Origin of the sequence: Pseudomonas sp. Z003-0.4C(8344-21) (assembly GCF_900104975.1) — a bacterium.
Taxonomy (GTDB): Bacteria; Pseudomonadota; Gammaproteobacteria; order Pseudomonadales; family Pseudomonadaceae; genus Aquipseudomonas; species Aquipseudomonas granadensis.
In genome coordinates this window covers 2550069-2573160 of the sequence record NZ_LT629756.1, presented here as the reverse complement: position 1 = coordinate 2573160, position 23092 = coordinate 2550069, and the positions used below count along the sequence as shown (strand labels likewise).

Annotated in this window: 23 protein-coding genes and 4 tRNA genes; 5 read left to right on the top strand and 22 right to left on the bottom strand. The window is 58.1% G+C overall.

Annotation, left to right across the window (positions count from 1 at the left end; all coding sequences use genetic code 11):
- Positions 1-594: 594 nt before the first annotated feature.
- The 10 genes from BLU24_RS12005 to BLU24_RS11960 all read right to left on the bottom strand — a co-directional run bounded on the left by BLU24_RS12005 (position 595) and on the right by BLU24_RS11960 (position 9988).
- A complete protein-coding gene (locus BLU24_RS12005; RefSeq protein WP_093100446.1) occupies positions 595-2466 on the bottom strand; it encodes a SurA N-terminal domain-containing protein in 1872 nt (623 codons plus the stop codon).
- A gap of 228 nt (positions 2467-2694) precedes the next feature.
- Positions 2695-2967 (bottom strand): HU family DNA-binding protein, encoded by a 273-nt coding sequence (locus tag BLU24_RS12000; protein ID WP_003183171.1) that lies wholly within the window; start codon positions 2965-2967, stop codon positions 2695-2697.
- Positions 2968-3116: 149 nt separating this feature from the next.
- Positions 3117-5513, bottom strand: a complete 2397-nt coding sequence (gene lon / locus BLU24_RS11995) for an endopeptidase La (RefSeq protein WP_090284491.1) — start codon at positions 5511-5513, stop codon at positions 3117-3119.
- 163 nt (positions 5514-5676) lie between these two features.
- Positions 5677-6960, bottom strand: coding sequence for an ATP-dependent Clp protease ATP-binding subunit ClpX (gene clpX, locus BLU24_RS11990; RefSeq protein ID WP_016775335.1), 1284 nt, complete (start codon positions 6958-6960; stop codon positions 5677-5679).
- A 111-nt stretch (positions 6961-7071) separates the two neighbouring features.
- The gene (gene clpP, locus BLU24_RS11985) at positions 7072-7707 is read right to left on the bottom strand and encodes an ATP-dependent Clp endopeptidase proteolytic subunit ClpP (protein WP_007951559.1); all 636 of its coding nucleotides are present in this window, start codon (positions 7705-7707) and stop codon (positions 7072-7074) included.
- A 91-nt stretch (positions 7708-7798) separates the two neighbouring features.
- Complete coding sequence (gene tig, locus BLU24_RS11980) at positions 7799-9109, bottom strand: trigger factor (protein ID WP_093100444.1); 1311 nt, start codon at positions 9107-9109, stop codon at positions 7799-7801.
- 400 nt (positions 9110-9509) lie between these two features.
- Positions 9510-9585, bottom strand: a tRNA-His gene (locus tag BLU24_RS11975).
- Positions 9586-9661: 76 nt separating this feature from the next.
- Positions 9662-9746, bottom strand: a tRNA-Leu gene (locus BLU24_RS11970).
- A gap of 57 nt (positions 9747-9803) precedes the next feature.
- Positions 9804-9879: transfer RNA gene (locus BLU24_RS11965), tRNA-His, on the bottom strand.
- Positions 9880-9911: 32 nt separating this feature from the next.
- Positions 9912-9988, bottom strand: a tRNA-Arg gene (locus tag BLU24_RS11960).
- Between the two features lie 275 nt (positions 9989-10263).
- Here BLU24_RS11960 and folD point away from each other — a divergent pair.
- The 3 genes from folD (at position 10264) to BLU24_RS11945 (ending at position 12646) form a co-directional block, all read left to right on the top strand.
- Positions 10264-11118, top strand: coding sequence for a bifunctional methylenetetrahydrofolate dehydrogenase/methenyltetrahydrofolate cyclohydrolase FolD (gene folD, locus BLU24_RS11955; protein WP_090284495.1), 855 nt, complete (start codon positions 10264-10266; stop codon positions 11116-11118).
- 415 nt (positions 11119-11533) lie between these two features.
- The gene (locus BLU24_RS11950) at positions 11534-11896 is read left to right on the top strand and encodes a hypothetical protein (protein ID WP_093100442.1); all 363 of its coding nucleotides are present in this window, start codon (positions 11534-11536) and stop codon (positions 11894-11896) included.
- A 54-nt stretch (positions 11897-11950) separates the two neighbouring features.
- A complete protein-coding gene (locus BLU24_RS11945) occupies positions 11951-12646 on the top strand; it encodes an SOS response-associated peptidase family protein (protein ID WP_093100440.1) in 696 nt (231 codons plus the stop codon).
- Here the strand turns inward: BLU24_RS11945 and BLU24_RS11940 are convergent.
- From BLU24_RS11940 to BLU24_RS11900, 9 genes are read right to left on the bottom strand one after another with little or no spacing between them, the layout of a single operon-like run.
- Entirely contained in the window at positions 12643-12873 is a 231-nt protein-coding gene (locus tag BLU24_RS11940) for a hypothetical protein (RefSeq protein ID WP_093100437.1), read from the bottom strand. The genes BLU24_RS11945 and BLU24_RS11940 overlap by 4 nt on opposite strands.
- 47 nt (positions 12874-12920) lie before the next feature.
- The gene (locus BLU24_RS11935; protein WP_093100434.1) at positions 12921-13343 is read right to left on the bottom strand and encodes a cell wall hydrolase; all 423 of its coding nucleotides are present in this window, start codon (positions 13341-13343) and stop codon (positions 12921-12923) included.
- A 42-nt stretch (positions 13344-13385) separates the two neighbouring features.
- Positions 13386-13724 (bottom strand): tail fiber assembly protein, encoded by a 339-nt coding sequence (locus tag BLU24_RS11930; protein WP_157720838.1) that lies wholly within the window; start codon positions 13722-13724, stop codon positions 13386-13388.
- A gap of 2 nt (positions 13725-13726) precedes the next feature.
- Positions 13727-14926 carry a hypothetical protein gene (locus BLU24_RS28010; RefSeq protein WP_231990205.1) on the bottom strand — a complete coding sequence of 400 codons (1200 nt, stop codon included), beginning with the start codon at positions 14924-14926 and terminating at the stop codon, positions 13727-13729.
- A gap of 25 nt (positions 14927-14951) precedes the next feature.
- Complete coding sequence (locus tag BLU24_RS11920; protein WP_093100429.1) at positions 14952-15614, bottom strand: hypothetical protein; 663 nt, start codon at positions 15612-15614, stop codon at positions 14952-14954.
- Positions 15611-15967 carry a hypothetical protein gene (locus BLU24_RS11915; protein ID WP_093100427.1) on the bottom strand — a complete coding sequence of 119 codons (357 nt, stop codon included), beginning with the start codon at positions 15965-15967 and terminating at the stop codon, positions 15611-15613. The genes BLU24_RS11920 and BLU24_RS11915 overlap by 4 nt, the downstream gene beginning before the upstream one ends.
- 3 nt (positions 15968-15970) lie before the next feature.
- Positions 15971-19534 (bottom strand): host specificity protein J, encoded by a 3564-nt coding sequence (locus BLU24_RS11910; protein WP_093100425.1) that lies wholly within the window; start codon positions 19532-19534, stop codon positions 15971-15973.
- A gap of 58 nt (positions 19535-19592) precedes the next feature.
- Positions 19593-20201, bottom strand: a complete 609-nt coding sequence (locus tag BLU24_RS11905; RefSeq protein ID WP_093100422.1) for a tail assembly protein — start codon at positions 20199-20201, stop codon at positions 19593-19595.
- Positions 20202-20251: 50 nt separating this feature from the next.
- Positions 20252-20653 carry a hypothetical protein gene (locus BLU24_RS11900; RefSeq protein WP_093100419.1) on the bottom strand — a complete coding sequence of 134 codons (402 nt, stop codon included), beginning with the start codon at positions 20651-20653 and terminating at the stop codon, positions 20252-20254.
- Between the two features lie 135 nt (positions 20654-20788).
- Between BLU24_RS11900 and BLU24_RS11895 the strand changes: the two genes are divergently transcribed.
- On the top strand, positions 20789-21049 hold the full coding sequence (locus BLU24_RS11895; protein WP_093100416.1) for a protein L: 261 nt from the start codon (positions 20789-20791) through the stop codon (positions 21047-21049).
- Positions 21050-21131: 82 nt separating this feature from the next.
- Positions 21132-21356, top strand: a complete 225-nt coding sequence (locus BLU24_RS11890) for a hypothetical protein (protein ID WP_093100414.1) — start codon at positions 21132-21134, stop codon at positions 21354-21356.
- Here BLU24_RS11890 and BLU24_RS11885 read toward each other — a convergent pair.
- The 3 genes from BLU24_RS11885 to BLU24_RS11875 are packed head-to-tail and all read right to left on the bottom strand — an operon-like array spanning position 21340 to position 23087.
- Positions 21340-21546, bottom strand: a complete 207-nt coding sequence (locus BLU24_RS11885) for a hypothetical protein (protein ID WP_093100411.1) — start codon at positions 21544-21546, stop codon at positions 21340-21342. The genes BLU24_RS11890 and BLU24_RS11885 overlap by 17 nt on opposite strands.
- Before the next feature lie 25 nt (positions 21547-21571).
- Positions 21572-22336: a C40 family peptidase gene (locus tag BLU24_RS11880; protein ID WP_093100408.1), complete on the bottom strand. Its 765-nt coding sequence runs from the start codon at positions 22334-22336 to the stop codon at positions 21572-21574.
- A 1-nt stretch (position 22337) separates the two neighbouring features.
- Positions 22338-23087, bottom strand: a complete 750-nt coding sequence (locus BLU24_RS11875) for a phage minor tail protein L (protein WP_093100406.1) — start codon at positions 23085-23087, stop codon at positions 22338-22340.
- Positions 23088-23092 lie beyond the last annotated feature (5 nt).

Sequence of the window (23092 nt, the reverse complement as noted above, 5' to 3'; positions counted from 1 at the left end):
CCCTCTCCCGGAGGGAGAGGGAACCGACCGTGGTGATTGGAAGAGGTACGCCGACTTGAAATACCGAGTCGTACTCAAACTTTGAAAAGCCCATAAATCTGCTCCCTCTCCTCGGGGAGAGGGCTGGGGTGAGAGGCGAATCCACCAAAAACTCAAAGCCAACCCCCCCGCTTCTAACCACTCAACAATGAGCGTTAGCTCGCGTGCTTTTGATCTTGATCTTGCCTAACCAGCGACATCGGAAGGCTGAGCGGAGGGATTGATCCGGGCGTGGGAGCGTAGCGACCGTCTGGCGCAGCCAGACACAGCGGAAGGAGGTGCAGCGCAGCAAACCGTAGCCGCTGCGCCCGGATCAGTCCCGGAGCGAAGGGACCCGAGCCTGCGAGGGCCGAACGCAGGAGCAAGCGTTTTGGGTTACCTTTTTGGCGTTTGAAAAAGGTGACCCGCCGTAAGGGCGGAACCCTAAGCCGCCGTTACCGCAGCAACGGATATACACCCAAAACAACCAAAGCCTGGTCGGCCCAAAGGCCGCCAAGGCGCAAAAAAAAGCCCCGACCTAAAAAAGGCCGGGGCTCCCATGTCTCCAGTCAGCAATCAGAACCGCTCGATATCCGCCTGACTTTCCAACTGCTTGCGATACGCCGCGAAATCCTGCTGCCCCTCACGGGAAGCCAGGAACCGCCGGTACTGCGCCTTCTCTTCATCGGTCGGCGCCGCCGCTTCGTTAACGCCATTCAAGCGCACGATCATCAGGCTACCGTCCGGCAGCGTCACACTGCTGAAGGTCGGCTTGTCCTTGGCGGCCGGCTTCGGCATGCGGAACAGCGCCTGCAGCACCGCTGGATCAACACCTTCCTGACCACGGGTAGCCGCTTCGGTGACTTTCCAGCTCTGACCGTCAATCGCCTTGTCCAGTGGAGCCTTGCCATCGCGCAGATCAGCAATCAGCTTCTCGGCACGGGTCTTGGCGGCTGCGCTGGCATGCTCTTTGGTCAACTGGGTGCGGATCGCCGCATTCACGCTTTCCAGCGGCAGCTGCGCAGGCTTCAGGTGTTCCTTGGCGCGCAGCACGATCACGGTTTCCGGATCCAGCTCGATGGCGGTGCTGTTGGCACCTTCATCAATCACTTCAGGGCTGAATGCCGCGGTAACCACGGCACGGTTGGCCGCAATACCTTCGCCACCTTCACGGCCGAACGGCTTGGACGTGTGCACGGTCAGCTTCAGATCCGCTGCTGGCTGCGCCAGGTCAGACGCTTCGAACGCCGAATCTTCCAGTTGCTTGGTCGCTTCAACGAAACGCTGCTCGACCTGTGCGGCTTTCAGCTCGCGGGTCAGTTTGTCTTTCAGGCTGGCCAGAGTCGGCACTTCAGGCGCTTCGACACCCAGCAATTTGATCAGGTGATAACCGAAATCGGTGCGAACCGGCTCGGAGACTTGATCTTTGCCCAGCGAGTACAGGGCTTTTTCGAACGCTGGATCGTAAACACCAGGGCCTGCGTAACCCAAGTCACCGCCATTGTTGGCCGAACCCGGATCCTGCGAGAACTCTTTGGCCAGCGCTTCGAACTTCTCGCCCTTGGCCAGACGCGCCTGGACTTCGTCGATCTTCGCCTTGGCCTGAGCTTCGGTGGTCTTGTCGTTTACTTCGATCAGGATATGCGCCGCACGACGCTGTTCCGACAGGTTGGCGATTTCTTTCTGATACGCGGCCTGCAGGTCTTCATCCTTGACGGCAACCTGATCGAAGAACGATGCCTTCTTCAGCTCGACGTAATCGATGATTACTTGATCCGGGGTCATGAACTCTTTGGCGTGCTCATCGTAGTAAGCCTTGACCTCGTCGTCGGTGAGCTTCACCGCTGCCGGGTCAGCCTTGACGTTGAGCGTGGCGAAATCACGGGTCTGTTTTTCCAGACGGGCGAATGCCAGCACTTCGGCGTCGGTCACGAAACCGCTGCCCGCGACACCCGCGCGCAGTTGGCCGATCAGCATTTCCTGAGCCAGCATCTGGCGGAACTGCATGCGGCTGTAACCCAGCTGACGGATCACCTGGTCGAAACGCTCGGAACTGAACTTGCCGTCCACCTGGAATTCAGGCGTTTGCAGGATCACCTGATCGAGTGCACCTTCGGAGAAAGCGAATTTGGCCTGTTCGGCACCTTGCAACAGCAGCTTGCGATCGATCAGACCCTTGAGGGCCGATTCGCGGAGCATTTTTTCATCGAGCAAGGAAGCATCGAAGTCTTTGCCCAACTGTTGCATCAGCTGACGGCGTTGCATGTCAACGGCCTGGCTCAGCTCGTTCTGGCTGATTTCTTCACCGTTGACCTTGGCCGCCTCATTCTTGTGAGTCGTGGCCTGGAAAATGGCATCGAAACCGGTCAAAGCCATCAGTGCAACGATGACTCCGATAATGGTCTTGGCAATCCAGCCTTGTGAATTGTCCCTGATATTCTGCAGCATGCGTCCCCCAGAAACGGTTGAACTTCAATATTTAGGCAACCGTGGAGCGTGGGTAGAATCCGGATAGAAGAAAGGCGCATCCGAGGATGCGCCTTCTCGTAACTGGCGGAGCGGACAGGGCTCGAACCCTCGATCCCGGCGTTACAGGCGACTTTCTCAGTGGCCTGCTCTACCGCTCCGCTGCCAAGTCAGGCTTGACCCCGACCCGGATGGGTAAAAACCTGAAACTCAGTTAACAGCTTCTTTCAGTGCTTTACCGGCTTTGAAACCTGGCTTCTTGGCAGCCGGGATTTCCAGAGTCTTGCCGGTCTGTGGGTTACGACCGGTACGCGCCGGACGGTCCGTCACGGAGAAAGTACCGAAACCAACCAGAACAACGGAGTCGCCAGCCTTCAGAGCGCCAGTGACGGATTCGATTACAGCGTCCAGCGCACGGCCAGCAGCAGCTTTCGGGATATCAGCGGATGCAGCGATAGCATCAATCAGTTCCGACTTGTTCACTCTAAGTCCCCTTATATCTATTTTGAGATGATTCTAAGTTTTTTTGGTGAAAGCAAAAACGAGTGCTGAATGGCCTACAGACACTTAAGAGCCGCTTTATAACAAGGGCTCTAAAAAACTGTCAAGGAAGCCACCCAGGCAAAAGCCTATTAATGCGTGCTAATTCTTTCCTTAGAGTCAGACTCTCGTTTTTCGTCCTTGGCGACTATCTCCGGAGCCACATCCGGCAAGGGCTCCGGCGCGTATTGCAGCGCAATTTGCAGGACCTCGTCAATCCATTTAACCGGTTTAATCTGCAGATCCTGCTTGATGTTGTCAGGAATCTCCTTCAGATCGCGCACGTTCTCTTCCGGAATAATCACGATCTTGATTCCGCCGCGGTGAGCGGCGAGCAGTTTTTCCTTCAGACCACCAATGGCCAGCACCTGACCACGCAACGTGATCTCACCGGTCATGGCAACATCGGCGCGCACCGGAATGCCGGTCAATGCCGAAACCAGCGCGGTGCACATACCGACACCAGCGCTCGGACCGTCCTTCGGCGTAGCGCCTTCAGGCATGTGAATGTGCGTGTCGCGCTTCTCGTGGAAGTCCAGCGGAATGCCCAGACTCTTGGCGCGACTGCGCACCACAGTCTGCGCGGCAGTGATCGATTCGACCATAACATCGCCAAGCGAACCGGTCTTGATCAGCTGCCCTTTGCCCGGAATCACCGCCGCTTCAATCGTCAGCAATTCGCCACCGACCTGAGTCCAGGCCAGGCCAGTCACCTGACCCACCTGGTCCTGCTGCTCGGCCAGACCGTAGCGGAACTTGCGCACACCGAGGAAGTGCTCGAGCAGATCGGCTGTCACTTTCACCGAGAAGCGTTTTTCCATCGCGTGTTCTTTCACGGCCTTGCGGCAGACCTTGGCGATCTGGCGTTCGAGGCCACGCACACCGGCTTCACGGGTGTAATAACGGATGATGTCGCGGATCGCTTCCGCGTCGAATTCCAGTTCGCCCTTCTTCAGACCGTTCGCGGCGATCTGTTTTGGCGAGAGGTATTTGACGGCGATGTTGATCTTTTCGTCTTCGGTGTAGCCCGGTAGACGGATGACTTCCATCCGGTCCAGCAGCGCCGGCGGAATGTTCATCGAGTTCGAGGTGCACAGGAACATCACATCGGAAAGGTCGTAATCGACTTCCAGATAGTGGTCGTTGAAGTTGTGGTTCTGCTCCGGATCGAGCACTTCCAGCAACGCCGACGCCGGGTCGCCACGCATGTCGCTGCCCATTTTGTCGATTTCATCGAGCAGGAACAGCGGGTTGCGCACGCCCACTTTTGTCATCTTTTGAATCAATCTTCCCGGCATCGAACCGATGTAGGTACGGCGATGACCACGGATTTCCGCTTCATCACGCACGCCACCGAGGGCCATGCGCACGAATTTGCGGTTGGTGGCATGGGCGATCGACTCTGCCAGCGAGGTTTTACCCACGCCCGGAGGACCGACCAGGCACAACACCGGGCCACGGATTTTCTTCACGCGTTTCTGTACGGCGAGGTACTCGAGGATGCGTTCCTTGACCTCTTCCAGGCCGTAGTGGTCGGCATCGAGGATGTCTTCCGCGCGCGCCAGGTCCAGACGCACCTTGCTTTGCGCCTTCCACGGCACCTGCACCAGCCAATCGATGTACGAGCGCACCACGGTGGCTTCGGCGGACATCGGCGACATCTGCTTGAGCTTGTTCAGTTCGGCAGTGGCCTTGGCCAGGGCGTCTTTCGGCAGACCGGCAGCGTCGATACGCTTTTTCAGGTCTTCGATTTCGTTGTGGCCTTCGTCGCTGTCGCCGAGCTCTTTCTGAATGGCCTTCATCTGCTCGTTCAGGTAGTACTCGCGCTGACTGCGCTCCATCTGCTTCTTGACCCGACCGCGGATGCGTTTTTCAACCTGTAGCAGGTCGATCTCGGCATCCAGCAGCGCCAGCACGTGTTCAACACGCGCCGACAGGTCAACGATTTCGAGGATTTCCTGCTTCTGCTCGATTTTCAGCGCCATGTGCGCAGCCATGGTGTCGACCAGACGCCCCGGCTCATCGATGCTGTTAAGCGACGACAGGACTTCAGCCGGGACCTTTTTGCCCAGCTGGACGTATTGTTCAAACTGCGACAGCAATGTGCGCACGAACACTTCGGACTCGCGTTCGGCGGCGTCGACTTCGTCGATCAGCGAGACTTCGGCACGGCAGTGGCCGTCGACTTCACTGAAGCGCTCGACCGTTCCGCGCTGTTCGCCTTCGACCAGCACCTTGACGGTGCCGTCAGGCAGCTTGAGCAGTTGCAGAACCGTGGCAACGGTACCTACGCGATAGAGAGCATCTTCACCGGGATCGTCGTCAGCCGGGTTTCTCTGGGCCAGCAGCAGGATCTGCTTGTCGCCCGTCATCGCGGCCTCGAGGGCTTCGATGGATTTCTCGCGCCCCACGAACAGCGGGATAACCATGTGCGGATAAACCACGACATCACGCAATGGCAAGAGAGGCAATTCGATGGTTGTCTTCATGATTTCGCCTCTACGGCGGCCATAGGGCCGTAATCAGATGGAATTGAACTTGAAACCAAGATGGGGGCTGCCTTGAAAAAAAACAAGCGCAATGCGGCTGTAAAAAACCAGATAAAAAAAAAGAGGCCCGAGGGCCCCTTCTTTACTGCGACAGGGTGGACGCTTACGCGTCCGGCGCTGCCTTGGCAGTCGGCTCACTGTTCTCGTAGATATACAGTGGCTTGGATTTGCCTTCGATCACGCTTTCATCGATCACGACTTTGCTCACCTCGGACTGCGATGGGATTTCATACATCGTGTCGAGCAGTACACCTTCGAGAATCGAGCGCAGGCCACGGGCACCGGTTTTACGTTCCAGGGCACGCTTGGCGACCGATTTCAGTGCGTCGGAACGGAATTCCAGATCGACGCCTTCCATCTCGAACAGCTTGGCATACTGTTTGGTCAGAGCATTTTTCGGCTCGGTGAGGATCTGCATCAACGCAGCCTCATCCAGCTCGTCCAGCGTCGCGAGGACGGGCAGACGACCGACGAATTCCGGGATCAGACCGAACTTGACCAGATCGTCAGGCTCGACTTCACGCAGGGATTCACCGACTTTCTTGCCCTCTTCCTTGCTGCGCACTTCTGCGTTGAAGCCGATGCCGCCCTTGGTGGAACGGTTTTGAATAACCTTTTCCAGACCGGAGAACGCACCACCGCAGATGAACAGGATGTTGCGGGTGTCGACCTGCAGGAATTCCTGCTGCGGATGCTTGCGGCCACCTTGCGGCGGTACCGAAGCGACCGTGCCTTCGATCAACTTGAGCAAGGCCTGCTGCACGCCTTCACCGGATACATCGCGGGTGATCGACGGGTTGTCGGACTTGCGCGAAATCTTGTCGATTTCATCGATGTAGACAATGCCCATCTGGGCCTTCTCGACGTCGTAATCGCACTTCTGCAGCAGCTTCTGAATGATGTTCTCGACGTCTTCGCCCACATAACCGGCCTCGGTGAGGGTGGTTGCGTCAGCGATGGTGAACGGAACGTTCAGCAAGCGGGCCAGAGTCTCGGCCAGCAGGGTTTTACCGGAGCCTGTCGGGCCGATCAGCAGGATGTTGCTCTTGCCGAGTTCGACGTCGTCAGCCTTCTTGTCACGCTGGTTCAGGCGCTTGTAGTGGTTGTACACCGCTACGGCCAGAACCTTTTTCGCACGCTCCTGACCAATGACGTACTGGTCAAGGATGCCGCTGATTTCTTTAGGCGAAGGCAATTTATGCGCGCTGCTTTCGGCCTGGGCTTCCTGCACCTCCTCGCGGATGATGTCATTGCACAGGTCGACGCACTCGTCGCAGATAAAGACCGAGGGGCCGGCAATCAATTTGCGCACTTCATGCTGGCTTTTGCCACAGAAGGAGCAATAGAGCAGCTTGCCGTTGTCCTCGCCGTTGCGGGTGTCAGTCATTCGTTCGATCCAAATCCGATAGGCTTGCAACACAAGATGAAGGCTATTGCGGGCTTTTTCAAGCCCGCCGCTGATCGGACTTGCCGACCAGGCCTCTATGCGTCGCTTATTTTAAGCTGGGCGCTGGTTGATCACTTCGTCGATCAGGCCATATTCCTTCGCCGCTTCTGCACTCATGAAATTGTCGCGATTGGTGTCGCGCTCGATTTCTTCCAGAGTACGGCCGCTGTGCTTGGCCATCAGCGTGTTCAGACGCTCGCGAATGAAGAGGATTTCCTTGGCGTGGATTTCGATGTCCGACGCCTGACCCTGGAAACCGCCCAGTGGCTGGTGAATCATCACGCGCGAGTTCGGCAGGCAGAAACGCTTGCCCGGGGCACCTGCGGTAAGCAGGAACGCGCCCATGCTGCATGCCTGACCGATGCAAGTGGTCGATACGTTGGGTTTGATGAACTGCATGGTGTCGTAGATCGACATGCCTGCAGTCACCGAACCGCCCGGGGAGTTGATATAGAGATGGATGTCCTTGTCCGGGTTTTCCGCTTCAAGGAACAGCAGTTGCGCACAGATCAGGTTGGCCATGTAGTCCTCTACAGGACCCACCAGAAAGATCACTCGCTCCTTGAGCAGGCGCGAATAGATGTCATAGGCGCGTTCGCCACGAGCAGATTGCTCGACAACCATCGGGACCAGGCCGCCGGCGGCCTGGATATCAGAGTTCTGCTGAATATACGAATTACGGAACATGCTCTGCAGTCACTCCCAAATAGTTATGTCTTGAATACGCATAAGCCAGCTCGAAGGCTGGCTTATGTGTGTACTTCTAACGCAAAAACAATCAGTCGGCTGCTGGAGCTTCTACCGGTTTGACCGCTTCTTCGTAAGAGACCGATTTGTCGGTCACGCTAGCTTTCTGCAGAACAGTATCCACAACTTGTTCTTCCAGCACAACCGAACGCACTTCGTTCAGTTGCTGCTCGTTTTTGTAGTACCACGACACGACCTGCTCAGGCTCCTGGTAAGCCGAAGCCATTTCCTGAATCATCTCGCGAACGCGGGCTTCGTCAGGCTTGAGGTCGAACTGCTTGACCACTTCAGCCACGATCAGACCCAGCACGACGCGGCGCTTGGCTTGCTCTTCAAACAGCTCGGCCGGCAGTTGGTCAGGCTTGATGTTGCCACCGAATTGTTGAACAGCCTGCACGCGCAGACGATCAACTTCGTTGGACAGCAGCGCCTTCGGTACTTCGATCGGGTTGGTGGCCAGCAGACCGTCCATCACCTGATTTTTTACTTTGGACTTGATTGCCTGACGCAGCTCACGCTCCATGTTCTTGCGAACTTCGGTGCGGAAACCGTCGATGCCGCTTTCCTTGATGCCGAATTGCGCGAAGAACTCTTCGTTCAGCTCAGGCAGCTTAGGCTCGGACACAGTGTTCACGGTAACGGTGAACTCAGCGGTTTTGCCAGCCAGGTCGAGGTTCTGATAGTCCTCTGGGAAGGTCAGGTTCAGAACGCGTTCCTCACCGGCCTTGGCGCCGACCAGGCCTTCTTCGAAGCCTGGAATCATGCGGCCGGAGCCCAGTACCAGCTGAGTGCCCTTGGCGGAACCGCCAGCGAACACTTCGCCATCAACCTTGCCAACAAAATCGATGTTCAGTTGGTCTTCGTTCTGCGCAGCGCGATCGGCCACTTCAAAACGGGTGTTCTGCTTGCGCAGGATGTCGAGCATCTTGTCCAGATCAGCGTCGGACACGTCGGCGCTCAGGCGCTCAACGGTGATGCCTTCGAAACCGGCAACGGTGAACTCAGGGAACACTTCGAATACAGCAACGTATTCCAGGTCTTTGCCAGCTTCGAGCGACTTTGGCTCGATCGACGGCGAACCCGCCGGGTTCAGCTTCTGCTCAACCACAGCTTCGTAGAAGGACGATTGAATGACGTCGCCTACCGCTTCCTGGCGAGCATCGGCACCGAAACGGCGCTTGATTTCGCTCATTGGCACTTTGCCTGGACGGAAGCCAGCAATCTTGGCCTTTTGGGCAGTCTGCTGCAGACGCTTGTTGACCTGAGTCTCGATGCGCTCAGCCGGCACGGTGACGCTCATGCGGCGCTCGAGAGCAGTAGTATTTTCAACAGAAACTTGCATGGATATTCCTCGTTGCACAGACGTTAGCCGGCCGTTTCCGACCCCAGAATCAAGGGCATGCATTCTAGTGGGTCAAACTCAAGAAGTCACCCTACGGAAAACGGGTAAAAAAACAGCAGGCAGTTTATTCGGAGCGATACTTCAAAGCAGCGCGCTCCGCAGACGAATACAAACCATCACGCCAGGGCTCTGCAGCAACCGCTTCTATATATAGAAGCGACTGCCAGTCACTCCTGACGGCCGCACTTGCGAGCAAGTACGCCGGGCAGCGCGGCATCATCGAGCAACATGATTACGACGAAGCGCCCTGCCCTTGCACCTCGAAACCGGCCATGCCGAATTTCAAAAGCGCTAAAACAAAAAAGGCGCCAGACTGTTAAATCTGGCGCCTTTCGAAATATGGGGTGGACGATGGGGATCGAACCCACGACAACGGGAGTCACAATCCCGTGCTCTACCAACTGAGCTACGCCCACCATATTGCGTAACAAAAAAGCCAAACAACTTCTTTGTTGAACCTCACCCGCCCGAAGACTTGAATGAAGCTTTGATTGGTGCGGATGAAGAGACTCGAACTCTTACGCCTCGCGGCGCTGGAACCTAAATCCAGTGTGTCTACCAATTCCACCACATCCGCGGATGAAGCTTTTAAAGCAAAGGCGCCAGACTGTTACATCTGGCGCCTTTCGAAATATGGGGTGGACGATGGGGATCGAACCCACGACAACGGGAGTCACAATCCCGTGCTCTACCAACTGAGCTACGCCCACCATATCGCGCTACTTGTGCCAATGCTGCCTAATGGCGCACCCGGCAGGACTCGAACCTGCGACCATCCGCTTAGAAGGCGGATGCTCTATCCAGCTGAGCTACGGGCGCCTTATTAATCTGTACTCTTAAAGGACTACAAACTAAGTGCTTTCCAGTGTCGCAGAACCTCGATTCCGCTTCACCTTCTTAACCAGTGCTAGGCTGTGCCCGACAAGTGCGACGAATAGTATAGAGGGCTCCGAAGGTCGTCAAATCCTTTTTGAAAAAAATTCATTTAATTAAAGGAGTTAGAGGAATTTACTGACCAAGCGCCTTTGCCCTCACCGCTCGACATGCGAGAATGCGCTCTCATTTTTTCCCCTCTCGATGGTTAATCACGCGCAATGACTGCACAACTAATCGACGGCAAATCGATCGCCGCCAGCCTGCGCCAGCAGATCGCCCAACGAGTTGCCGAGCGTCGCCAGCAAGGCCTGCGCACGCCCGGCCTCGCGGTGATCCTGGTCGGCAGCGATCCTGCCTCTCAGGTTTATGTCTCGCACAAGCGTAAAGACTGTGAAGAGGTTGGCTTCCTCTCTCAAGCCTACGACCTGCCCGCCGAAACCACGCAAGTCGCGCTGACCGATCTGATCGATCGCCTCAACGACGACCCGGCAATCGACGGCATCCTGCTGCAGCTGCCACTGCCCGAGCACCTCGACGCCTCGAAACTGCTGGAACGCATCCGCCCGGACAAAGACGTCGACGGTTTCCACCCGTATAACGTCGGTCGCCTGGCCCAGCGCATCCCGCTGCTGCGTCCGTGCACACCCAAGGGCATCATGACCCTGCTGGAAAGCACCGGTGCCGATCTGTACGGGATGGACGCCGTGGTCGTTGGCGCGTCCAACATCGTAGGCCGCCCGATGGCGATGGAACTGTTGCTGGCCGGCTGCACCGTCACCGTGACTCACCGCTTCACCAAGGACCTGGCCGGCCATGTCGGCCGCGCCGATCTGGTGGTCGTGGCCGCCGGCAAGCCGGGCTTGGTCAAGGGCGAGTGGATCAAGGAAGGCGCGATCGTGATCGACGTCGGCATCAACCGTCAGGACGACGGCAAACTGGTCGGTGACGTTGTCTACGAAACCGCCCTGCCCCGCGCAGGCTGGATCACACCGGTGCCGGGCGGCGTCGGCCCGATGACCCGTGCCTGCCTGCTGGAAAACACGCTTTATGCGGCAGAAACGCTGCACGCCTGAGTGACATTTTCAGCTTTGAAAAAACCCGCCTTGTGCGGGTTTTTTATTGTTTGAGAAAAAACTGTAACCGTTCGCCGGAAACCCCTCTTTTTACAGGCCTTTTCACGAGATTTTCAGCTCGTTCAAACAACCATCGACAGATCTTCAGCCATACTCCTAGTATTATTTTTGGGTTTTGCTATGTGGTTCTGGGTGGTGAGCCCCAATGTTTATTGGGGTTTGCCTACCCTGCGACACCCACTGATATGCTGCGAAACACATGCAGTGGTACAAAAATTGGTACGAGCTTTTTCCATTCTGCGGCGTCCTGCCGATTGAACACCAATCCAAAATCCTACAGTTCGTCGCTTCACCCTCGCCCGCCCTTATTGCCTCGATTACTGTATAAACAAACAGTAATCAGCAAGGCATCCCCGTGGACAACCTCATAGAAGACACCGACGATTGGCTCGGTAACCCGACCCCGCTCGAAACCTGCCGACACCAGCTCAGGATGTACGAAAACGAATTCGAAGCGCTCACTCTCAAGCTGCAGCGGGCACTGGAAAATATTCAGGGACTGATCCAAGACAATGATGCGCTCATTCAGGAGCGGAACTCTCTGAAGGCAAAGCTTCAATATGCCGAGGGGGATTTACTGAGCGAAAAGCGAAGGCTCGCCGACATCGAGCACAATAGAAATCATCTGTTCGATGAGAACCAGCGCCTGCTCAGAGAAGCCCGAGATCGGGAGGAGTGGGGATTTCATTGCGAATGTTGCGCCGAAAAAGGTTTGTGACGAAGCCAGCGCGGGCGGGTCTACGCTGAATCAGATCCATCCGAGGGCATGGCAATGTGCGGACGACTTTCCCAGTACAGCGGCATTCACGACTTTGTGGCGGCACTGAGCATGCCAAACGCGCTCATCAACTCAACCGGCGAACAGCCCTTTGAGCGGTACAACGCCGCGCCAACCACTCAGCTTGCCCTCTTCCACCAGGAGGGCCAGTTCCTGCACGCGGACATGGTCCGCTGGGGATGGCGACCGCACTGGGCAAAAGACCGCGCCGCGCCGATCAATGCCCGCGTCGAGAAAGTCGCTCACGGCCCGTTCTTCCGCGCGATCTGGCCGCACCGGGCGATCATTGCGATCAACAACTGGTTCGAGTGGGTCGACGAAGGCGGGCCAAAGAAGCAGCCCTACCTGATCAGGCACCGCGACCAATCCCCAATACTCTGCGCTGCGATCGGCCAATACCCCAACGAGGAGCACGAACCCAGCGAGCACGACGGCTTCGTGATCATCACCGCCGACAGCGCCGGCGGCATGGTCGATGTTCATGATCGGCGACCGGTAGTACTCCCGCCAGAGCTCGCCCGCGAATGGCTCGACCCGGCCACGCCAAAAGAGCGCGCTGAGCAGATGGTGCTGCATGAGGGAGAACCGTCCGAAGCTTTCGAATGGTTCAAGGTCGATCGCGCCGTGGGCACCGTTCGCAATCAGGGACCTGACCTGATCAAGCCGATTGACGACCGCGGCCTGTTCTAAGTCGACGTCAGCGCTCGCAGACGGTTTTCTGTCGCGTTGTCGAAGAGCACGTAGAGTTTATCGATGGTGGACTCAGTTAAGGCGCGCGCCGACTCCAGGCCATATACGAACCCCTCAGCCCTGGCGCCTGCCTTGGCTGCAATGATCATCGAATCTGCACGCGCAATCTCAGCCAGAAGCTTGTCCGCTGCGCGCTCAATGTTCGGGCTCAGTTCTACACCTTCCATGCCGCCTCCTGCCTATGGGGATCAGCAACAGGATAGCGACATACGCATCAGGGCACATCCTTGAAGAAGACGTGGTGCCCCAGTTTCAGTGTCTGCTTGGCCTTCGCCGCCCAGGCCGGCGCCTTGATGCTGGTGGCGTAGTAGTGGGTGGCGCCGCCGGTAGGATCAGGCACCTTGCCATCGATCACCTGGTCGGCCGCGACACGGCACTGCGCCAGCTCGCGGAACGGGATCTGCTTCACGCCGATCAAGAATTGATAGTTCGGATCGGTCTTGTTCCAACAGCTGAACTGCCACGGTTTTTGACAGACGCCAGCGTAGCCTTCGCCCCACCACGACTTTTCCTTTCCATCAAATACGCGGTTGCGGATCGTCCATGCCACAGCGATCTGCCCGGCGGTACCTTCCCCCCGAGCCTCGCCCCATAACGTTCGGGCGAGGATGTCACGATCTTTTTCAGTTGCGGTCATGCTTTTCTCCAGGCAAAAAGAAGCCCGCTCAGTGGCGGGCTATCAGGATTGAGGGCGCGCTGGCCAATCAGGGGCATAGGGCCAGCCCTCGCGCTCTGGCGTTTTGCTCAGCGCGATCAGGTATCGTTTCCAAGCCTTCCAGAGCGCCCGGTCTTCTTCGGTGATCTCGTCCAGGTCTACCCCGGCCTGCAAAGGGCTGATTACGGTGTTGGCCTGCTCGATCAGCAACCGCAAAGCCGCCATGGAATCCCGATTCTGGTCCTCAAGTGCAACTTTCTCGATTAACCATGCGGGTATCTCGTCAACCAGCGTTTCGCCGGGATCAATCGGCCATCCGGGCTCAACGCCTCGCCATGAGTTTTGCGTGATCGCGTAAGGCATGCTCATCGCTCCATCCCGTAACCACAAACATCGATGGTCGCCGAACCACCAGCAGCGGCGACCGCGTATGTGATAGCCATGTTTCCATCCATCACGAAATCAAACTGAACCCGCGCACCCGCGTCGGCGATCATCATTGGAGAAGAGCCTGCAGCTGGGACGGAAATAAATACGACCTGGCCGGCGGCGCTCACCCGGAGCACAACCGATTGGCAACCCTGCGGAACGACTGGCCCTAGTCCTACCGCTGTGTAAGCCGTGGCAGTTCCCCCTGACAGGCGCCGGAACGGTGTGATGCTGGTGTTGGTCGTATAGAAAATCATGTTGGTGGCCGAAAGCTGGAAACCGTAAAGGGTCCCGCCTGCACCGGTTCTCAGTGCACAAATAAATCGGCGCGAAGAATCACCCGCTTTCGTTCGTGCTCTTCCGAAATACGGCGCGCTGTAGACTGTTGGCGAAAGCTCGATGGCCGCAACACCCGCGTTTTCGTAGAGATACGCGAAGTAGAAAACGTCAGGGTTCAACCCACCGATACCTGAAATCGTGATGGGCGCGGAAAGCCTCAGGTTTTTGCCGGTGCTCGGAATGAACGCGGCTCCAGGCGAAAACGTAATTGAACTGCTGCTGTTCCAGGTCGGAATCAAGCCATCGATGTAACCGTCGGATACGCCGCCTTGGGCTGGAGTGATGGTTTTGTTTACGGCAACCTGCAGCTTGCTGAATGCCGCAATGATGCTGTCCGTTGCGACCACTGCACCAGACGCGCCGGCATCCAGCCCGGTAAGGACCGAAGCCAGCACCCGCGGGTTCGTGAGGTACTTGTTGGTGATGCCTTCGGGGATACCGTCCGAGTTGGAGATGTTCAGCGCGGCGCGCACGCCAGCCTGCGTGGGGTCATTTCCCAACACCGCCAGCACGCCCCCAAACTGGTTGGTCAGCGCTCGAAGAGCATCGGCCGAATCTTTGGGATAACCCTGCATGGGCGCAATGGCATAACCACCTGCCGCGTTCGTCGCACCGATATAGTTTGGCGAGATCGAAAGCGTGGTGTTGCTCGCGATGTTCGTCACCTCGTACCAACCACCATCTGGGCCGCGGAAAGCATCGCCGACACGGGAGTTGGTAACGAATGATGTGCCCGTGCCGTTCACGGTATTGGAATTTTGCACGACAGAAACCGTCCCGGCTTTATACCAGGGCATCGAATATCTCCAGTGGGTTTGAGGGTCAGGCCAGCAATTTGGCGCAAAGAAAAGGACGGTGCCCCTGATCAGTCCACGCGTTGGATGCAAGGCTGTACATCAGGATTCGGCCATTGGCGTAATCAACGCCGAGCGCACAGCTGCCACCGGACGAGTTGTTGTGACAGGTCATCGTGAATGGGTTGATTGAAACGAACTCGCCAGCCCCGAGCGCCTTGTTGATGCCCCAGATATAGCGCTGTCCGACGCTCAATTGCTCGGCGCCGAGATATGCCCAGTTGCCGGCAGCGAATGTCACCACAACCGCCGGAGCGCCGCTGTCGTAGCAAAGCACGCCGTTCTGATCCCACAAGCGAAGACCGTAAGTCGACGTGCCCATCGACGCCCAAGCAGCCACAAAATACTGACCGCTCAGCGACTCATTGACTTTGGAGGCGTTCATCGCGAACCCCGTCCAATTACCAGGACCGCCGGTGAACCACACAGAATACGGCACCTGGATCAATCCCGTCTGATCAGGACGAATGAAAACCAGCGGCGGGTCTTGACTGGTGACTACACGCGCAAACGTAGCGGTAGCCGAAGCCACGCCGGAATAAGATCCCTTCGTTAGCATGCACAGCCTGGGCGCCTCCGAATCGATCTGCACGAATGCGTTGTCGTTGATGCTCTGAAATCCAAAACTCATGTCGAAAACCTTATCGCGTAGGCTTTGGAAACCACCCGCGACTGTAGAGTCGAAGCGCTAGACGACGGGTTTTTCGGCAGAACGACCACCTGACCAACTGACGTCGTCACATAGGGATAAGCACGTATATTTCCCGACGAGTCGTTCTCGGATGGTTGCACGTCCTGTGCTCTCGTCGGGATGATCATGAACACGCAATTAGCCGGATTGAATCCAGGAATGCTAATCGTGTAGCTGGGCGTGGGACCGCTGAAATCGATCACGCCCTGCCATATCACTTGATAAGTAAAGCTGTTGGTGTCCATGGCGAGCTGACCGCTCTCATCAAAGACACGCAGTCCGAATAACGCCATTGATTACCCCAGATAGCCCAGGCGGACCCGCAGCACGTTGTTGGAGTCGTAGACGGAGACATTCAGTGAATTGATCACCAGCCGCCCCTGCCCTGGCACGATGCCGTTGATCTCCAGTGTTCCGTCTTTATTGAGAATCCATCCCTGCTGGCCAGCGATGTAATTGATTGAACTGATATAGCTGCCAATCTTCGCGTTGGTGATCGTTCCGTCCTGGATGAACGCAGAGTTCATGAACACCTGGCCGCCCTGTACCGCAAACGGAACCGAGATGGCGCCGCCGGCGATGGTGTTGACGATGGCGAACCGGTCCGCGCTCACCAGAAACTGGCTCTGCAAACCGGCACCGGTGTTTTCGATGCCGAGCCCGATACCGGCCGCAACGTACTGACCGTTCGCCGTAACTTGCATCTTCACAGACCACATCGTCGACAACTTGCCGTCGGTGTTCGCAAAGGCGGTTGCGGTTTCCTGAATGGCGGCAGAGTTCTCGCCAACTTTCACATTGACCTGAGTGATCGCCTGCGCAGTCGCTTCCTTATCGGTGGCAACAACTTGTCGAAGGTCCGTCACGTTCGCCGCGCTTTCCGCCACGGCCGCATCAAGCGTCGTGAGCTTTTGCGCAGTGGCGAGATTTTCGGAAGCCCTGACGCGATCTTCGTTTGCGATCGCCGCGGTGCTGCTCCATCCCTTCAGGGCGTCGTCCATATCTCCCTTGCCGTCATCATCGCGGAACGATGCGCGCAGAGCGTCGAACGCAGTCGACTGCGCCGTGACCACGCCGTCAAGCTCAGTGATCTCGGCTGTATTGGTCGCCACTTGCTGGGCAAGCCCATTGGCCGTTTCCACCGTCTGACCTACGTCGAGCCAGTAGAGCGAATTCGGCGGTGGGGTTTTGATAGGCACCGGGCCGGTGGCTTGATAGATCCGCTTGCCCTGCACCACCAGGTCGTACTCCTCATAGGTGGCTTCAGGGTCATAGCCTTTCAGTCCGTCGAGCGCATCGATCTGCGCCTGTAGGCCGGGGATCTTCTCGATCTCATCAAGCAGGTCCTGCCCGAGCTCCGTTTCCGTGATTTGTCCGGCGATCATTTCCAGAATGGCAGCGGCATCCGAACTGGATTGCCCCTGCACGCCAAGCCCGATCGGATACCACGGCCCGATGTTGCCGATCTTGTCGACGATGCGCCCCCAGAAATAGAAGGTCGCACCCGCGCGCAGGCCGAGCATTGAGAAATCGCTCTGCGGATAGGCCAGGTCTGTCAGCTTGGTTGCCGCTTCCAGTGAGGTCGTCGGGCCGTACCAGATCTCCGTGCGCTGGCTGTCCTCAGCACCAGCAGGGAAACCCCATTTGAGGTAAATGCCGAATAGCAGCGGCGTCGCAGTAAGGAACGCCAGCGCCGGCGGCAGTCCCTGCTTCCCGCTGAGGTTGGTCAGAATCGAGTTGCGCCAGATAGAAGTAATGTCGAACGCACTCACCGCGCGGACGCGGGCCACGTAGGCGCCAGCATAAATACCGACCACGTCGGCGCTGGTCATGCCGGTGCGCTGCAGCTTGATCCAGTTGCCACTGTCCTTGCGCCATTCAACGTCATAGCCGACTGCGCCCGGCACAGCCGGCCAGCTGATCGTCATGGTAGCCACGGCCAGCCCCTGCACGACCGACGAAGTCGAACTCAGGGTCACGCTCGCCGGCGCTGGCACAACGGTGATCGGAATCACGCTGATCGGACGTTCTTCCAGGCGTGCACCAGTGTCGATATAGGCGAACTTGCTCGGCTCGAACTGCAACGCGCTGATCTCGAAGTCGCCCTCGGTGGTGCGCTTGGTGCGCAATACCCGGTACAGCGGGATAGCCAGGTCGTCGGCGTCGAGCGCCCACTGCAATTGCGCGATCGGCTGCTGACTGTAATTGGTGGTCACCGTCACGGCGCGGCCATTGACGCTTTGCACGGTCCGACCTTCGGCGCGTCCGCCCGGCAGGTTGATGATCAGCCGATCGCCGGCCTTGGCCTGGGTATCGCGATCAAGCGTGATCACCCGCCCCGCAACCGCCGATATCCGGCCGCCCACCTCACGACCAGCCAGCAGCGAGTCCGCCACCGGGATGATGTGCCCCGGCAGCGGAATCACACCTTCCATACCGGTCTTGAACGAGACGGTGCGGTCTTGGTTGTTGCTGAGGATCGCCCACTTGCCACGGCGCTGAGCCTCGGAGGCGCGGGTGCAGCCAATGGCGCTCAGCTCGGTCGGCCGGTCGCCGTAACGGCGTTGCAGATCCAGATCAGCGAACGGAATGACGTCGGTGTCGTAGTTGTTCGCCGGGTTGTCGTAGCTGACCAGCGCCCGGGTGTAACGGGTTTTCGCCGAGGCGCTGCCATAGGAGAACTTGCCGTCGATGACGTTGGCGCGGGTGAAGACGTAGTCGAAGTCCTGCGCGCGCGGCATGTCCGCCTGCATCACCAACTGGCCCTGCGCCCAGTACGTCATGCCCCGGTAGATAGCCGAGATATCGCGCAGCAGCGACCACGCATCAGCCTTGCCCTGCAGGTTCATGTCGCAGAGGAAGCGCGGTTCCTGACCGCCCAGGCCGTTCGGCACCAGCTGGTCGCAGTATTGGGCGATGCGGTACAGCTCCCACTTGTCGACCATGAACGGCTTGATGCGCTTGCCCAGGCCAAAGCGCTCTTCGGTGCAAATGCCGTAGGTGATCCACGCCGGGTTATTGGTCCAGGCCGACTTCATCGAGCCATCCCACGTCCCGGCGTAGGTGCGGGCGATGGGGTCGTAATTGCTCGGCACCATCCAGCGGCGTGCCTTGCACTTCACGGTGACGGCCGGGATGTTGGTGAACTGCTCGGCGTCGAACTCGATGTAGAGCAGCGCGGTATTCGGGTAGCGCAGCTTGGCGTCGATGACCTCTGTGTAACCGGCCACCAGCATGGTGTCGGCGATCTTATTGGTGTTCTGGTTAGGCGTGAGCCGGCGCACACGGATCTGCCAGCCAGTAGTGGCGTCCGGTAGATCGATGCGGCGCGAGCGCTCATAGCGCGTGGTGGTCTTGCCGTCGACTGCGTCCACCAGCACCTGCTGATAGGCGCCGCCGTCGGTGGCGACGTCGATTGCGTACTCGATCCGGTAGCCGCCGACGTTGCCCTGGTCGTCCGAGCGTTGCAGCGCCGGCCAGGCCAAACGCATGCGCACGGCGGAAAGCTGGGTGTTGGTGATAGAGCGCACCCACGGCGAATCGCTGCGCAGCTCGATGTTCAGCGACGTCTCGTTTTCAACAGACGGAATGCCCGGGATGTACGTCTGATCCACCGAGCCCGGGCGCCAGTCCCACTTCACATTCGGAAAGTTGTAGTTACCGCTGGCATCGCGGATCGGCGTGTTGTCCAAGTAGATGTCGTAATCGGTCGGGACGTTGTCGAACTCACCCTCACCAACAGCGATCAGCAGCTTGGCCAGGTTGGTCGAGCGCAGGCTATCGCTGGCTTCGACTGGCGACTTCGGCTTACTGCTGCCGCCCTTCTCGCCGTGGATATCGATCTGTACTTCTGCGCCCATGCTTTCCTCCAGGCATAAAAAAACCGCCTCGTGGGCGGCTGGTGTGATGCTGTCCTGCTTACACTTTGTCTTCGGCCAGGATCGAGGCCGAGATGATCATCCCGCCCCACCGGCGCTCACCAATGCAGATCGGCACCGGGTTACCGCTGGCCGTGGTGTTCTTGGCGCTGCCGAAGGCGTAGGACGGTGAGTTCTCGGGGGAGGCGCTTTGAGAAAGCCCCTTTGCTTGCGGGCTGAGCATCTGAATCACGCCGCCAGCGGTCGAGGCAATACCACCAGCGATCAATGCTGCACCTTGAGCAGTTGTTGAACCGTAGGCGAAAAAGCCAACGGCGATCAGCACGATGCCCAGCACGGTTTGCATTAATCCGGCGCGCTTGCTGCCCGATACGACCGGGACGATTCGGATCTCCCTTGTACCGCCCAGATCAAAAGCCTCTACCGCTTCGTTCTTCCGATTGCGAAAGATGGCGAAGCGCATGCCGAGCCGATCAAGTCGGCGGATCTCATTTTCGAACCCATCTAACGTCACCTTAAGCGCCTTGAGGGCTTCCCACACACGCTTGCTGTCCACTTGGCGCCGATGTACTCGTCCAAACTTCTTGGCCAGCGAGCCAGATAGAAGGATCGTGGTCATTGGATTGTAAGCAGCTGCAACGTCAGCCATGTTCTTCTCCGGGCACAAAAAAGCCCGCTAATGCGGGCTTGGGAATGCATTTAAATTGCCGTGGGCGAAATGTCAAAATTGTCGCCCGAAAGCGTGATTCGACGCCTGACCGTCTCACCGGTTTTTACATCTACCTCGCGCTCAACCAAGCCCCAGCCGCCGCATGCGGCGCTCGGCTTGATTCCAAGGATATGTTTTCCGGCTTTTACTCCAAACCGAGCTACCTCGCCCGATGCGAATTCGGCGGACAAGGTCCCATCTATGTACAGTCGATAGTTGCAACCAGATCCATATAGGCCGCTGTCGCGCGTAACAACAAGCTGGGATTCAGACTTCCCACTGAAGGCGTAAAGTCGATTGCTCGGCACTGGATCGGCCTTGTCGGCCGGAACTGGCGAAGTCGCACACCCCGCTATCAGCGCTACCGCCAGCGCTCCTACGATCAATTTCATGCAGGTCACTCCTGTGGAAATGGTGCACGATATCACCCTGAGAGCTGTGTGGGCATCCAGTGTGGACGAAAGTCCAGTAACTGGGTTGGATCCCATCGTAGTAGCGTTGTGCCTTCCATTTAAAGGAGTAAATGTATGGCGCAATACGCTTCTGACACCAGCAAATACATAACCCTCACCGATGAGCCTGGTGCAGAGCACTGGAAGAAGCTGTACGGCATAGGTTCAACAGTGCCCGTGTCCGGGATTTACAGGTGCAGGGGCTGCGGGGATGAAATCACTTCCAATAAAGACGACCCCTTCCCCCCCCAAAACAAGCATCAGCATGCGAACCCAAAGACCGAAATCTGGTGGGAGCTGATCGTTAAGACTCAGACCACCGGCTCCGGACGCTGATATCGAACAGCCAGTCCTTTGCCTGCAAGCCCAAGGACTGGGATTGCGCCAATGTCGGCGCGGATAACGCAAGGAAAGTGAAATGAGCAAACAGCTACAAGAAGCCCTTGATTACGCGGGCTCATCAATCATCACTCTAAGCTGCATCGTTTCGGGACTGGCAAGCCAGCTGAAAGCCGCTCAAGGAACAGAGGCAATTCAGGCTGCTCAAGACTACGCCCTGGAAGTGGCCAAGGTGTATCCGTCGGCACCTGGCGTGGCACCAGACGTGAAAGCGATAACCCAATTCTTCAGCGGCCACAAATAGGCTCTAGCCCCAGCGCCTGTTCCAGCCTTGAAAGTCGGCGCTCCAGAAGGTCGGCTTTCTCTTGTGCCTTTTCCGCAAAGTCAGCCGGTAAAGAAATGCCGGCAGCCGAGACAATCATCTGGCCTCTCAGGATTTCCGACTCGTTAACGTAAGTTCGGCCTTCGTCATCGAAAGCAAACGGCTGATTCATAAATCTCCCCTGCGGCCTTGCCGCATCATGTGGTTGGTTGTGCATCTCTGTGCCTGAGGATCAGGCGAGTCCGATCAAGCCACGGCCCGCCGAAGACAATGACCTCTGACGGCCTGCCGCACAGGTGGTGCAGCAGGAACGGCCCGGGGCCGAACGTCGCTGCCTCCTCGCCGGGCAAAACCGGATCGGCGCCGAGGAAGATCCCGGCGTGGTTCGGGAAAACCGTGCGCCCCACTTCCATCACGATCATGTCGCCGCGCTGCGGCTGGTCGACCCGGTAGAAGCCAGCGGCCTCGTAATTCGCCTCGTACAGGCTTGTGCTGTCCTTGCTTTCCCACCAGCCGTCAGATCGCTTGAAGGCTTCGAACTCCAGCCCCCATTCGCGCTTGTACCAATCGGCGCAGACCTGCCAGCAGTCCCAGGCACCGTGTACGAATGGGCGCTTGAGCAGCGGCACCTCACCGGACGGCATGACGGTGCGCAGGTCGCCCTCGGGCCAACTGAGAATGTGCCACGGCATGGCCGTCGCCTCGCACATGGCCAAGTCGCGCGGTGAAGGCCTGCTTGTGGCGTCCGGATGTGAATGCACCACACCGATCACTTCCCCGACGTCCTCGGCCGCTGCGTATTGCTCGGGGTCGATACGGAACTCTTCGTTTGGCTCGGTCGAGACATTGATACAGGGGAAGTATTGTTGCTTGCGCCCGATCGCCAGCAGCAGCCCGCAGCACTCTTTCGGGTACTCGGCTTCCGCGTGCGCCTGGATCGCGTTCAAGATGTGCTTTCGCATGTCAGCTCCGTGCGATCAAGGAAACGGCCGGGAAGCCACCGAACGGCAGCGGGTTGCCCTCGCCGAAGCGAGGAATGCATCCCTTGCCCAACGTGGCGTCGCACTCGTCCAGTTCAGGGTTGTCGGTGACGACGCCGTCCTTCGTGACGTACGGGCCGGTGTAGCCGCAGTTCGGCCCCCGGTAACCGCCGGTGAGGCACCAATGGCAAAGCGTCGTTGCCTGCCGGCCGATTGATTCGTTGCCTACATCGCCCGGGCTGGCCAACTCCCAGCTGACGCTCTCCCCGTCCTCGTTCGTCTTCTGGTCGATGTACCAGACCTCGATCGTCTCTTGAGTTGGGTCTGCCGTTGGATTGCCGGCCGGGAAGTTCGCCGCGTCGAGGTAGCTGCCGAGCGTGTGCCGCATCGTCAGCTTGAACTCAAGCAGATCCTCGAACGCCAGACAAAGCGCAGTGATGCGTCCGTTTACGTTGCCCACCGACAATGTCGGCCGGATCGCCGTGCCGTCGCCGTTCGCCTCGATGCCGTCAATCTGCATCGGCCAGGCGCTGTACTCATTGCCCTGCCAGTAGATCGCTTTCGCGGGTAACTGGTCGGCATTGGCGCCGGCGGCAATCAACTCGGCCGGCGTGTGCGGTATCGCGTGCCCGTGGAAACGCAGCACGTCCGCGCCGTATTCCGTGCCGTCCAATTCAAAGAGCAGCACTTCGCTGCCAGGCTCAATCACCTGGATGTCACTGATCAGCGGCATGATCG